Below are 13858 nucleotides of genomic sequence, written 5' to 3'. Positions count from 1 at the left end.
ATTGAAAATGTCTACGACAAAAACCTTTCTTGAATCACACCTACCTTTCACATTTGCCCATGCATCAGTAACGGGACGTGATCACATACGATCGGGAAAAAACAATCATGATGGTTTCTGTGTCATACATCAACACAACGCAACTATAGCGGTCGTAACAGATGGGTGCGGCAGTGGTAGTCAACATGAAAATACTACTAACCACAATGAAATTGGCGCAGTGCTTGGTGCGCGCCTTGTATGCAGTGAAGTTCTGCGCGCGCTCAACAACTACGCTCCGGAAAGCCAACATCTCCTCTTTGATCACCAAAATCACTGGGAATGGCGCGAGGGAATACCGGGGCGTGTCTGTGTAAAACTCTCTGCACTTATCACCAGTATGGAAGTGGAGGATCGTGCAATCTTTGTGCAGGACCATCTCCTCTTCACGATTGTCGGTGTTCTCATGACAGCAACCCATGCTGCGTTCTTTTCGCTTGGCGATGGCGCAATGGTAATAAATGGCGAACACCTACCGCTCGAAATAGCGGAAGCAAATTCGCCGCCCTACCTAGCTTATCGTCTCGTGAAAACATCTCTGCCACCACAATCGCTCATTCTCACTGTCAACCGAGTGATAGCAACCAATGATCTTCATCATTTCCTTCTTGCAACAGATGGAATAGCCCACCTGCAGCGCCATGAATCCGACATGCTTCCGGGAACCGATTCACCTATCGGACCAGTCAGTCAATTCTGGACTGAGGAACGCTACGTGATGAATCGTGATGCGCTTCGACGCCGACTTTCTGCGATAGCAACAGATGTTGTCCGCATGAATAATCTCGGAACAGCAATTGCAAGAAATCCAGGGTTGCTGCCGGATGATACGACGGTGATTCTGGGAAAAAGAAACGAGGTATGCGAGCAATGACTACCGTCAATCTCAATGGCAAGCCACTCAAGCTTGAAGCAAAGCGGATTATCGGCCAGGGAGGTGAAGCAGTCATCTACGATATCGGAAATGATTTGGTATTCAAACTCTACAAACAGCCAGACCACCCCGACTTTACCAATCAACCAGATATCCAGCGAGCTGTACGGGAGCGTCTAGAAGAATACCAGACAAAACTCATGGCATTTCCAACATCCCTGCCACCGGAAGTCATTACGCCAATGGCTAGCGCAACTGATATGCGCAGCAATCGCATACTGGGATACAGCATGAAAAAAATCGTAGGAGCGACAGAGCTTATCCGCTACAGCGACAAAGCATTCCGCCGCAGTACCCCCGTTGATGTGATTCCGGCAATCATGCGAAATCTCCATGCAACACTCAAAAAAATCCATGCGATCGGCGTTGTAATTGGGGACTTCAATGATCTCAACATACTCGTACAGGGAACAGGAACTATGATCATCGATACGGATAGTTTCCAGTTTGGACACTATCTCTGCCGAATGTTCACGGAACGATTCGTCGATCCGATGCTCTGTACGATACAAGATTCGATCATGCTGTCCTCTCCCCATAGAGAAACATCTGACTGGTATGCATATGCATGCATGCTCATGCAACTTCTGCTCTATGTCGGGCCCTATGGAGGTATCCACAAACCATCACAATCAAAGCACAGAATGGGACACCGAGAGAGACTTGCGGAACGTATGACTGTCTTTCATCCCGATATTGCCTACCCCAAGCCAGCACTCCACTACTCCATGCTGCCGGATGACTTAATTCACGAATTCACTCAGATCTTCACGCGGGATAAACGAGGGGTCTTTCCTCAGCAGCTTCTCACAACTCTTCGCTTTCAGCAGTGCCCGACGTGCAGCTTGTTCCACGCCCGAAGCACCTGCCCTTCATGCATCACACCACAACGCCAGATTGTTAAAGAACACATAACCATTCGAGGAACGGTGACAGCAACACGCATCTTCAAAACGACCAGGATCATCATCCATGCAACTGCACGCAACGGAACGCTCCAATGGATCACCTACGAACAGGGGGCTTTCAAGCGTGAACAAGGAACACTCATCGTGAACGGCAAAACAACTCCAGACATGCAATACGGCATAGTGGGCACAGATACCATTATCGCTTCGAAAGGAATTATCGAGCGATATGGCCCGTCAGGGCAACGCTCAGTCGTTCAGGCAGATCTAGTCGAAGGACAAACGCAATTCGCAACCGACGGAGAGAGTCTGTACTGGGTTGAGCAAGGGCGCGTACTGAAAGATGACACCTATGAACCACGGCTCTTGGGCACTGCACTCGCCGGCTACACACGCTTTTGGACAGGACCCGCTTTCGGATTCGGATTCTACCGAGCAGGAACACTAGCGCAGGCCTTCATTGCAAAACCAATAGGCTCAGTCCTCAACGACTCCGTTCGTCTGCCTCAGATCAGAGGGCGGATCATCAATGCCAATTGCAGATTCTCTAAGGATCTCTGTTGGTTCACGATCTGTACCGATGAGTACGGCACGCTCATGCAGCGCACCTATCTCATTAATGCGCGAGGAGTAATCCTGGCGCAGGCGGAAGGCAATGCCGCAAACACGAGCTGGCTCTCATCGTTCAATGGAAGTTGCGCGATTGGGCCATTCCTATTCGTACCAACGGATAGGGGTATCGTGCGCGTGGAGCAATCAGGTTCCGATCTGGTCGTAACACGTGAATTCCCGGACACGGAAAACTTTGTTGATGCCGATTGCACGTTGCTTCCCTGCCAGGGCGGCATTGCAGTCGTGTCAGCACATGAAATCACCACGCTAACTCTCTAGAACACGAAAGGACGCCCCCGATGAAGACATCGACCAATCCCGCACTCCCCATCCCACCACTCTTCGAGGCGAAGAATGCCGAGAATTGGGGATACAACCCCTCGTCCCAGAAAGTCTTCGAAGAGGCCGAGCGCTGGCGCGCTGCTCACACCATCGCGCCCGTGAAAAAGTCGCGGATTCACGTCCTCGGCATCGACCTCCAGAAGGACTTCTGCTTCCCGGAAGGCTCCCTCTACGTGGGGGCCCGCAGCGGCCGGGGTGCGATCGATGACAACGTCCGCTTCGCGGAATTCATCTATCGCAATCTCGGCGTCATCGACGACATCACCCTCACCCTCGATACGCACTACCCCTTCCAGATCTTCTTCCCGTCGTTCTGGCTGAAGGAAGACGGCTCGCACCCGTCCCCCCACACCATGATCACGGTGCAAGAGATCCGGCAGGGCATCTATCGTCCCAATCCGGCTGTTGCCAACTGGATCGCCGGAGATGCGAACCCAAGCGCAGTGATGGCGTTCCTGAATCACCAGGTGGAGCACTACTGCGCCGAACTCGAAAAGTCCGGCAAGTACACTCTTTACCTCTGGCCCTACCACTGCCTGCTCGGCACGGAAGGGCATGCCCTCACCGGCGTGATCAATGAAGCGAGGCTTTTCCACGCGTTCGCGCGCGGCCGGCAATCGCTTCTGGAAATCAAGGGCGGGCACCCGCTCACCGAGAACTACTCCGTGTTCAAACCTGAAGTGACGACTCGCTACGACGGCGCGCCGCTCACGGAAGGCCTCAACACCAAGCTCCTCCTCAAGCTCACGAACGCTGACATGCTCATCATCGCAGGACAGGCTGCAAGCCACTGCGTGAAGAGCTCCATCGACGATCTGCTCGACGACATCATGGCGCGCGACCGTTCGCTCGCCGAGAAGGTGTACATCCTTCGGGATTGCACCTCCGCCGTCGTCGTGCCGGGAGTCGTGGACTATACGGTCCAGGCGGAAAGTTCGCTAGACCGCTATGCCAAAGCGGGCATGCACGTGGTTCTCTCGACCGATCCCATGGATACCTGGAAGTAATACCGCCGCGGGAGGGATGCCGATCGTATGGTGTCCCTCCCCGTACACCATACAGAAGGGAGATCTCTCAACCATGAACGTATTCAAGGAACTTGCGGATGAAGGCGAACTCACAGCAGACGCCCTTCGGACGCTCCAGATCATCGATTACGGTGCCCAGATCAAGGACGCCATGGGCATCAGCGTCGATGACGTCGAGGCGAGTGAAACGACCATCGTCACACTCCTCCTCGATGACTCCTCTTCGATCGAACATGCGGGAAACACCCGTGTACTCATCGACGGAACCAATCTCACTCTGAAGGCTCTCAAGGATTCCAAGCAGGCAAGCGGCATCTTGATGCACGTCGAAGCGCTCAACAAAGGCACTTACTCGCCATACGTGCTCATCGACAACATCGCGCCGCTTACCGGCACGACCTTCCGCCCCTACGGCAACACTCCTCTCTACGACAAAGCAGCGATCGTCCTCGGCCGGTCGCTGGCGAAAAAGAAGGAGTTCGCCGACAACAACGTCCCGACGCGTACGATCACGGTGATCATCACGGATGGGGCAGATGTCGGATCGTCCCAGCACACGCCTGCAACCATCAAACATGTCGTAGACAGCATGCTCCGCCAGGAGGAACACCTCATCCTCGCCATGGGCATCGATGACGGACAGACCAACTTCCGGCGCATTTTCGCGGAGATGGGCATTCCCGATGCGTGCATCCTCACGCCCGGCAACAGCCCTTCCGAAATCCGGAAATGCTTCCAGTTCGTTTCTCAGTCTGCCGTCAGAGCCAGCCAGAATGCTGCCGCCTTCTCCAACATAAAGACTGGTGGTTTCAGCGCTCTGGGAGGATTCGGCACCTAACCCCAATGGGAGTAGAGATATGTATTCTCTTTCAAATCCCTCTACTCCCCTTCTCTCTCAATATTTTTTTCAAAAAGAACGTTGAGAGAGGAGAAAAAATAATGCACCTTACAATTCGTTCTGAACCAATCATACAATCGCTTCTTGACATTGACTTCTATAAGTTCACGATGGGGCAGCTTATCTTCTTAAAGCACGGCAAACGACGCGTCACATTTTCGCTGACCAATAGAACTCGGTCGGTGAAGCTGGGCAACGTCATTGACATCCAACGTTTGCGGCAAGAGCTTGACCACGTCCGCACTCTCTCGCTGTCTAATGATGAAATCGAATACCTCAGAACTCTTTCTCTCAATGGCGTAAAGCTCTTCAGGAAGAAGTATCTTGCCTTCCTTTCGACACTCAAACTGGGGAGTTACCGGCTTGATGTCGAAAAAAACGGAACGCTTACGCTCACGTTCAGCGGCCCATGGGCAGAAGTAACGTATTGGGAAACAATCGCTCTTTCGATTCTTTCTGAGCTGTATAGTGAATCACTGTGTGATTCACTCACTGAAGATGAGAAATGCACTCGTATCGAAGAAGGGAAAAAGCGCCTTGACGATAAGATTGCGATTATTAAAGGAAATGAATTCATTGTCTTCTCGGATTTTGGAACGCGGCGCAGATTCAGCAAAGAATGGCAGGAGTATGTTGTCCGTACGCTTGCAGCCTCTCTACCAACTTCGCAATTCATCGGAACTTCGAATGTGTATCTTGCAAAGAAATATGGACTCAAAGCCATTGGGACCAATGCACATGAACTTTCGATGGTGTATGCATCGCTTGGCAATGATCTTGTCGCAACTCAGCAAGAATTGCTTGACGACTGGTACGATCTCTACGGATCAGCACTCTCTACGGCGCTCACCGATACCTATGGTTCGCCATTCTTCTTCCGTGAAGTATTCACCAAAGAACGTGCTGTGCAATGGAAGGGCACCCGCCAAGACTCCGGTGATCCGGCAGAATATGGAGAACAGGTCGTCGCACTGTATGCATTCTACGGGATCGATGCACGAGAAAAGCTCATCGTATTCTCTGACGGTCTTGATGTGAAAGCGATGAATGCCCTTGCCAAACAATTCGCAACGCGCATCATGTTCGTCTTCGGCTGGGGAACCAACCTCACCAATGACCTGGGATTCAAAGCTCTCTCATTGGTGATCAAGGCTACCGAAGCTGATGGAATCTCCCTTGTAAAGCTCTCCGACAACATCGAGAAAGCCATCGGCGATCCCGAGCGTGTAGAATGGTTCAAGCAACAGTCCGGCTACACAACCACGTTCAGACAAAAATGCGTGTACTAGACCAAAACACCGCCGCCATGGTAAGCATGTGCGGCTCTTTATTATTATGCAGCTATTTTTCTAAGTTCATTATAAAGATTATCTTCAATTTCTATCTCACCTGATTGGAGTATGGCCTGAGTAAGCCTATCTCCCTTCTCACCTGGTACAAAAATTTCATCAACATTTGGCAATTTTTTTGTTGCTTTTACTTTTTCTATCATCTGACTTACGCCTTCTTTAAGCGACGCAAGACCACCTAAAAGCTCTGGATCAAATGCTACGATCAAATGTCCTGCCCAATTACTTCCAACATCACCAATACCAGTAAAATACGAATGGAGAAGCGGTCCGGTAAGCGCCTGGATCATCATCGAAAGGCCTGAACCCTTATGACTTCCGTCAAAAGACTTAAGCGCTCCTCCGGCAAGCACATCTGATGCTTTTGTAGTTGGACTTCCTTCTTTGTCATATGCGATTCCTTCAGGAAGAGGCACTCCGGCAGTATCGGCTTGCACAACACCAAAAAATGCCATTGCGGAAGTCGTCATATCAAACACCATGGGCTGTGTAGCTGTAGGCACTGCAATCGCAAATGGGTTAGTTCCAAAAATTGCCTGGGAAGAACCTGCTGCTGCGACTGTTTCCATAGAACCGCACATCACCATTCCAACCAATCCAGAGTCTGCGATTGAACGCGCATAGTACCCAAGTGCACCCGATGAGGTATTGAGCTGATGAATACCTACCACTGCGATACCGCATTTCTTTGCTTTTGAAATCGCCACGTCAACTACATATTTCACAGCGACCATGGCATGGTTTTGGCCACCATCAAAAAAAGCTGACAAAGCTGTTTCTTTTTCTACTACAATGGGACGAGTGGCTGCAGATTTCGGAATCCCCTTGCCAATAAGCTTCACTACTCCCTGATTGTTGCCACGCATTTGAGCGTAAAGCATCACGTCAAGCATAACAATTGCTTCGCTTTCCGAATATCCATAGTTCAAGATCGCTTTTTTGGCAACCGCTTTCAAATCTTCAAGTTTTATGATCATAATAGTTTTATTAGGTATTGTTATTTATTTTTTTAGGGTTTGATAGAAAAGCTTACAGGCTTTACTAAGCTTTGATTGAATATCTTTTACTGATGCTACTTTGTAGAGATCTTCAAGTTGTGCGACAACGCGCTTTGGGAGGTCGCGTGAAGCATGCTTAAGATGATATTCTCGCTTTAATGGCGCATATCGGATGCGTAAAAGTTCCACTAAGGGTGCAAGTGCCCATTTGTGATAGTATGCAAGGGCTTCAAGGAAGTCCTTGCGTTTTATCTTAGCAATAATCCTCCCTTTTTGCCGTAGTGCACTTTTAAGAAACTCTATTCTCTTTTGTTGTATGCACTTTTCTTCAGCTGCGTTAAGCTTCTTATACTGTATCACAGTGCACTTATCAAAAAGTATTTTGGGACGCTCATGCGTATGTTCTTTAATAAAAACAAAATTACGGCTATGGCGCTGAACGCAAATATCTATAAGAAGTGTTGGGGGAGTATTATCAAGATGATATGCCCGTGTGAAAATATCGGGGTTGGGATTATCAAGAAAGCCCAAGAGGGTTGTCGGACCAAGCTTTTGCAAAATCTTTTTGATAGACCGAAACACTTCTCGTTCTTTACCATCTTTTACATCAAGCCAAACATCGATGTCGGAGAATTTATCAACAGTATTATTTGAATCAGCGCCTTCAAGCCACAATGCGAAAACGTGCGGATTCTTTTTTAAGCCATCGGTCAATTTCTGTATAATTTCATGCCTCGATACCATATATCATCCTTTCGAAAGCAAGTTTGTGACCAACGATATCATTAAGTATTTTTGAGCGGATAACTCCCTGAAGTAATGATACTGTTTTTTCAAGTTCCTTCAGTTTTAATGCTTGGTTGTCCCTAAGGCGGTTTTCATTAACTGTATACCCCTTCAAGATATGTTCTTTTAAGGTGTCTGTAGCCCACATTCGAAATTGCGTTGCTTGTTTTGAATTAACCCTATATCCAACTGATATAATTGCATCAAGGTTAAAATACTCTATTTGACGAACAACTTCTCTTCCTTGTTCAATTTGAACTGTTGCATTTTTTGCAACAGTTGACCTTCGATCTAGCTCCTTCTCTTTAAAAATAGAAGATAGATGTCGCGAAATGACGGATTTATCGCGTCCAAAAAGTTTGGCAATTTGATTAAGATTAAGCCAAACTGTTTCGTCTCGAAAAGTAACTTCAAGGCGAGTTGAGCCATTGTCTTCTGTATAAATGACTACTTGGTTATCATTTTCCATATCCTTTCAGTATATCACAAAATCTTCTTACGAAACTCCCAGAAACCGCCCATATTTTTGTCGCCGTGCAACTTCATTGATTCATAGAGCAATGAAATAGAAATATTCCGCCACTTTGGCCTGCTTTGCTGAGGATCAACAATTCTTACGCTGTTCTTTGAAGGCTCAACAACATCAAATACAGATACGTGTCCTCCTCTTTTGCCATGACCGTTTAATTTCCCAGCATCAAAACACACAATAATGTCCTTATCGCTCTTTTGGGTTTCAAGAAGAAATTTTTTTATACCGGATTTATCAAAACTGCTGATTGGATGAAAAACCATTTCCAATGGGATGCCAAGCTTAGGAAATACCGTATTCGGATGATACTTTTTTAATCCGATCTGCGTACCATAATATCCCCTTCCCATATAATTCGCGGATGCCTTTGGCGGACTCCAAAATAATTTTTTATCATCCCTATGAACTATCATTCCCATGGCATGACCAAGAACTTGTTGGGAAATAAGCGGGATGCCCTGATGATACATAATCATTGAAATACATGCAGGAACACAGTGAGTTTTCTCCTGAACAAACGGCACATAACGCGTATCTTTCGGAATAATATCTTTAGGCTTCATACGATGTTATTAATTTCTTTTCCTTTTCAAAACGATCGAAAGCCAATTGTATCAGTTGGTCAATAAGCTGAGTTGATGAGATTTTGCTCGCTTCCCACATTTTTGGATACATACTGATAGGCGTAAATCCGGGGATGGTATTGATCTCATTCACGATCACTTCTCCATCGGATTTCAGAAAAAAATCAACGCGCGCCATACCCTCACAACAAAGTGTTTTATATGTTTGTATGGCTAGATCCTGGATCTTTTTTGTAACTTCATCAGACACTTTTGCAGGAATATCAAACGTCGCGCCATGTTCGTCAACATATTTAGCATCATATGAATAAAAATCATGAGTTGGAATAACTTCCCCAGGAACAGAAGCGATCGGATCGTCGTTTCCCAGAACGGAACATTCCATCTCCCTACCCTCTACATATTCCTCTATGATACTTTTTCTATCGTACTGAAAAGCTTCGTGAATCGCTTTTTCAAACGACAGTTGATCACTAGCCTTATTTACGCCTACCGAAGAACCAAGATTTGCCGGCTTCACAAATACCAATGATCCGAACTCTTTGACAACCTCTTCGTATGTCGGAATGGTCTTCTCGGTGATAGTCATAAAATGCGCTATCGGTATTCCCGCATCTCTAAGCAATCTTTTCATCACGTCCTTATCCATGCCAACGGCCGAACCTAAGACACTCGCGCCTACAAAGGGGATATTCGCAAGTTTAAGCAAGCCCTGCATTGTGCCATCTTCTCCAAAGGGTCCATGGAGTATCGGAAAGGCAACGTCCAACTTCCCTTCCGATTGTTGAGTATCCAAATTAATAAGTCCTCCATTACCCTGCGGAACGAGAACGACATGTTGACCTCCATCTAAGGACCACTTACCACTTTTGTCTACCAAGATGGGTGTAATATCGTATTTTTCTTTATCAATAGCGCTGATAATACTCTTCGCTGATTCCAACGACACTTCATGTTCTGCAGATTTTCCACCATAAATAATTCCAACTTTTATCTTTTCATTCATAAACTTCGTGTAGCTTGGATATTTTATGCTTTCTTCAGTGCATTCATAATTAACAAGAATTCATCACTTGATAAGTCAAGCGCCCTTAGCTCAGTTTTAAGAGGCCAATCCGCATCAATATATTCTTTACCGTTAAATACTACTGGCTTTGAATATCGTGGTACGAAATGAAAATGAGGATTAGGATCCTTCATCATAAGTGCAAGATAATTAAACTTTTCTGCGTCAAATACGCGAGTAAGTAATTCTTCCATCTCGCGAGCTACTCCAGAAAATTCCAACCACGCTTCTTTCTCAAGATCTCCGAGTTTAGTAACATCTGACTTCGCTGCCACTATGAGAGAGCCTATTGTGATCTGTTGTGGACGAAGCATTACAACCCAATAAGTATATTCCTTTAACAATGTTTTAGGATACCCGAAAGCAAGTATTGTCTGATTCATATTATTTTATTCTTTTCATTTATAAAATCATGGATTGATTGTGAGTGGCTTTGAAATCCGAAGTTATGAAAAGGAATATCTTCAAACTTAAAAAATGCATATTCAGAATTTTCAGCGTCAAGCTTAATCTGCACATCATGAGCAAGTTGTGCACAAAAAATTGCTGTCAAAATAGGGAGTGTGACTCCCTGATAATCATAAATATCAGCATATGATCGAAAATATGTCATCGTTTTTAAATATATTCCAAGCTCTTCACGAACTTCTCGTACTGCGGATTCTTCAAAACTCTCCTGTTGATCTACAAAACCAGCGGGAATACCCCATGCACCAGAACGAGGTTCTCTTGAACGTTTTAATAGAAGGATTTCATTTCTATCGGTAAAAAAAATAAGTCCGCTTGATGGTCTTGGGTTTTCGTACACTTCATAACCGCATTGCACGCATACGAAACAAGTTTGTGTTTTTTTAAGAGCACCGCCGCAAAGCAAACAATATGAATAGTGCATACTCTATTGTTGAAATAGTTCTTTCTTTTTCTTTTCAAGTTCTTCTCCTTCCAAAAGTACTCCTTTGTGCAATTTATACAAGAGGATTATCCACTCCAAACTGCTTCAGGGTTAGATCAAAAACAATCCCATTTCAAAAGATATACCTAATCAAGTTTCACTGATTTTGAGATTTCCCACAGCGTATCATACATCGCTTTCATCATCTCATAATGCTCTCGTGATTTCACCATAAGTACGTAGCCGCTTTTTTTGCTTGCAATATACATAACTATATCGTCATAGAGAAACATTGTTGTTCGAAATTTCCCATGCATTGTTTTGGGCAATATTTTTACTTGAGAAAGTCCTTTGTATGATTTCAGCATGATTTCCGGCTTAAGCTGCTGCTCCCAGAGATTTCGTGTTGTAATATTTCTTGCACGGCGTTGATCAATATACTTTTGAGAAAACGGCTGCCCGGCTTGCCAAAAAAAATTATCATTAGGCGCCAGGGAATCGATATGGCGCGAACGCCCATAGAGTGTTTCCATAATGGCAATTTTCATATTCTGCTCGCCCTCATAAAACGATACGGCCGGCAAGCCTTCATGCAGTTCTTTTTTCTTTTTGAGTTCCGGAATCCATGCATGCACATCTGCGATGAGTGATTTTATTTCTTCTTGGCGCAACTCAAGTAGTGTTGCGAGTTTTTCAGGCTGCTCCGCCTGAAAACGCGTGACACCAAGTGCAGCTACAACCTTATGCAACAGTCCCTTATCTTCAAGCTGTTTGAGGGCGTAGTAGAGTGTGGGGCGCTTCATATGGGTTGCCTTCATAAGCTCGCTAGCCGTAAGCGCGCCCTGCATGCTCATAGTGAGGTAGAGTTCTTGCTCAGAAGATGATAGGCCCAATTTTGAAAGGATTGCTTCGGTATTTGGCATAGTTGTCTAATGGTTATTAATACATATTGTACATTACTCCTTCCGGGGATAGAGTCAAGGTGTACAACGAAGGCAAGCTCGAGTGAGTTTAGCCACGTAACGTACATTGACAAGGAAGTACACCATGAAAGCGCCTATGATTATCCGGTACTGGGGAGTGCGGGGGTCCATCCCCTCGCCACTCACCGGCGCCAAGGTTCGCGAGAAAATTCTCAAGGCTCTGAAGATTGCCCAAAACGATCCGTCGTTTGGGGAACAATCGGAAAGTACTCTTGAGAATTGGGTTGATGCGAACCTCCCCTTCGAAGTGCGCTCTACCTATGGTGGCAACACCACTTGTGTGGAAGTGCGCTGCGGAAAGACTCTCATCATCATCGACATGGGCACGGGCTTGCGTGAACTGGGTTCCGCACTCATGCCCGAAACACTCGAAGCCAAAGGGCTCTCGGGAATAATTCTGCAAAGCCACGTTCACTGGGACCACATCCAGGGCCTGCCATTCTTCAACCCGCTCTACATGCCAAAGGGAGTGTTCAAGAACAAGTTCATCTTCTATGGCGGCAAGGAATGGGATGCGAATCTCGAAACGGTCCTGAAGGGACAAATGGATCACCCTGTATTCCCAGTCATGTTCGGTGAACTCAAGCATACTGGAATGGAAATGGAATTCCATACCATTCACGATGGCTGGACAATCACCATCCAGTCTGACGAGGGTCCGATCATCATCAAGGCACGCAAGCTCCATCACCCCCAGGAAACATTCGGCTATCGCATCACCTTCAATGACAAGGTATTCTGCTTCACCACCGACCATGAGCCCTACGGCAATGATGCCATTCCCGTCCCGCTCAAGGACCTGGTTGCTGGCGCAGATCTCTGGACGACCGATTGCCAGTACTCACTCGACGACTACCTTGGTGTCGGCAGCGTCCAGAAGCTCAACTGGGGACACTCCTATCCCGAGTACATCGCCAAAGTTGCCCGCGCAGGCTCACCGCTCCGCATCATGACAACACACCATGACCCTGCAGCATCAGACTACAAGATCACGGAACTCGCAACGTTCGTAGAAACGCTCTGCGATATCCCAACCAAAGCGGCATACGAAGGCATGGAGATTGCTCTGTAGAGCAAGGGCTGGATTCGAAGAATGCACCACATGCATCATCGAATCCGGCCGATTTTTATTTTGAATTGATGATTTTCAGCAATTGCTTATGGAGTGCTTCATTTGCTGCCAAAAACTCATCATCTTGAAGTGTCCACTCTTCTCCTTTGAAATTCGTCACACGACATCCGGATCCTAATAAAATAAGTGAAGCGGCCGCATAGTCCCACACATTGCAATCACTAGATATAAACCAATCTCTTTTCCCTGCTGCAACATATACTGCCGATACAACAGTCGATCCCGTCCCACACACCCAATATTCGTATGCATCTGCCGCGTCTACAAACTTTTTTAAAATCGTAAGTCGTTCGCGGTGCCATGAAGCAAATCCTGCGCCATAGCTTTTCTGAAGACTTTCTTTCTTGGAGCATTGGATCGGAATTCCATTCATAGTTGCTCCACTGCCTTTTCTCGCATAAAACAACTCATCCGTGCAAGGCAAGTATATAGCCGCATACTCAACAATGCTATTCCGTGCAACTGCAATGGAAATGCCAAAGAGCGGCGTATGCGTGGCGTAATTCCTTGTACCATCAATGGGATCAACAATCCACACATATTCCTTATCTGCCCGAACATCATCTTCCTCTTCTGAAATAACGCCATGATCCGGAAAATGTTCATTAATTGCTGTAAGAATAAGGCTTGATGATGCCATGTCGGCATTGGTCACCACATCCGCTTCGTCAGATTTGGTATGCGTTACATGAGAATTGCCAAAAAAATCCATCGTGATCTTCCCGGCCTGTTTGATGATAGATACTAAAAGTTGTTCAATGGGGTCCATAGTAGT

General features: G+C 46.6%; 15 protein-coding genes. 6 read left to right on the top strand and 9 right to left on the bottom strand.

The features are described 5' to 3' along the window. Window positions 1-7 precede the first annotated feature (7 nt). From AAB400_02045 to pncB, 5 genes are all read left to right on the top strand, one after another. Complete coding sequence (locus tag AAB400_02045) at window positions 8-913, top strand: protein phosphatase 2C domain-containing protein (GenBank protein ID MEK7648680.1); 906 nt, start codon at window positions 8-10, stop codon at window positions 911-913. Continuing rightward, window positions 901-2772, top strand: a complete 1872-nt coding sequence (locus tag AAB400_02040) for a hypothetical protein (GenBank protein ID MEK7648679.1) — start codon at window positions 901-903, stop codon at window positions 2770-2772. Before AAB400_02045 ends, AAB400_02040 begins: the two co-directional genes overlap by 13 nt. A 20-nt stretch (window positions 2773-2792) precedes the next feature. Further along, on the top strand, window positions 2793-3842 hold the full coding sequence (locus tag AAB400_02035) for a nicotinamidase (protein ID MEK7648678.1): 1050 nt from the start codon (window positions 2793-2795) through the stop codon (window positions 3840-3842). A gap of 73 nt (window positions 3843-3915) precedes the next feature. Further along, window positions 3916-4701, top strand: a complete 786-nt coding sequence (locus AAB400_02030; GenBank protein MEK7648677.1) for a hypothetical protein — start codon at window positions 3916-3918, stop codon at window positions 4699-4701. Window positions 4702-4802: 101 nt separating this feature from the next. Continuing rightward, a complete protein-coding gene (gene pncB, locus AAB400_02025; protein ID MEK7648676.1) occupies window positions 4803-6050 on the top strand; it encodes a nicotinate phosphoribosyltransferase in 1248 nt (415 codons plus the stop codon). Window positions 6051-6094: 44 nt separating this feature from the next. Here pncB and AAB400_02020 read toward each other — a convergent pair whose 3' ends face one another. From AAB400_02020 to AAB400_01985, 8 genes are all read right to left on the bottom strand, one after another. Continuing rightward, window positions 6095-7087 (bottom strand): Ldh family oxidoreductase, encoded by a 993-nt coding sequence (locus AAB400_02020; GenBank protein MEK7648675.1) that lies wholly within the window; start codon window positions 7085-7087, stop codon window positions 6095-6097. Window positions 7088-7111: 24 nt separating this feature from the next. Continuing rightward, the gene (locus tag AAB400_02015; GenBank protein MEK7648674.1) at window positions 7112-7852 is read right to left on the bottom strand and encodes an aminoglycoside 6-adenylyltransferase; all 741 of its coding nucleotides are present in this window, start codon (window positions 7850-7852) and stop codon (window positions 7112-7114) included. Next, on the bottom strand, window positions 7836-8363 hold the full coding sequence (gene rhuM / locus AAB400_02010) for a RhuM family protein (protein ID MEK7648673.1): 528 nt from the start codon (window positions 8361-8363) through the stop codon (window positions 7836-7838). Before rhuM ends, AAB400_02015 begins: the two co-directional genes overlap by 17 nt. A 14-nt stretch (window positions 8364-8377) precedes the next feature. Then, window positions 8378-8989, bottom strand: coding sequence for a hypothetical protein (locus AAB400_02005; GenBank protein MEK7648672.1), 612 nt, complete (start codon window positions 8987-8989; stop codon window positions 8378-8380). Continuing rightward, on the bottom strand, window positions 8979-10016 hold the full coding sequence (locus AAB400_02000; protein MEK7648671.1) for a D-alanine--D-alanine ligase family protein: 1038 nt from the start codon (window positions 10014-10016) through the stop codon (window positions 8979-8981). Before AAB400_02000 ends, AAB400_02005 begins: the two co-directional genes overlap by 11 nt. Before the next feature lie 23 nt (window positions 10017-10039). Continuing rightward, window positions 10040-10459, bottom strand: coding sequence for an HIT family protein (locus AAB400_01995; GenBank protein MEK7648670.1), 420 nt, complete (start codon window positions 10457-10459; stop codon window positions 10040-10042). After that, entirely contained in the window at window positions 10456-10884 is a 429-nt protein-coding gene (locus AAB400_01990) for an NUDIX domain-containing protein (GenBank protein ID MEK7648669.1), read from the bottom strand. The genes AAB400_01995 and AAB400_01990 overlap by 4 nt, the downstream gene beginning before the upstream one ends. 230 nt (window positions 10885-11114) lie before the next feature. Then, window positions 11115-11891, bottom strand: coding sequence for a helix-turn-helix domain-containing protein (locus AAB400_01985; GenBank protein ID MEK7648668.1), 777 nt, complete (start codon window positions 11889-11891; stop codon window positions 11115-11117). Window positions 11892-12027: 136 nt separating this feature from the next. Between AAB400_01985 and AAB400_01980 the strand changes: the two genes are divergently transcribed. Then, window positions 12028-13023 carry an MBL fold metallo-hydrolase gene (locus AAB400_01980; protein ID MEK7648667.1) on the top strand — a complete coding sequence of 332 codons (996 nt, stop codon included), beginning with the start codon at window positions 12028-12030 and terminating at the stop codon, window positions 13021-13023. Between the two features lie 55 nt (window positions 13024-13078). Here AAB400_01980 and AAB400_01975 read toward each other — a convergent pair whose 3' ends face one another. Beyond that, window positions 13079-13852 (bottom strand): inositol monophosphatase, encoded by a 774-nt coding sequence (locus AAB400_01975; protein ID MEK7648666.1) that lies wholly within the window; start codon window positions 13850-13852, stop codon window positions 13079-13081. Window positions 13853-13858 lie beyond the last annotated feature (6 nt).

Source organism: Patescibacteria group bacterium, assembly GCA_038065255.1.
Classification (GTDB): domain Bacteria; phylum Patescibacteriota; class Patescibacteriia; order JACQRZ01; family JACQRZ01; genus JBBTRI01.
The sequence above is the reverse complement of the archived record's forward strand: the minus strand, read 5'-3'. Positions and strand labels throughout refer to the sequence as shown.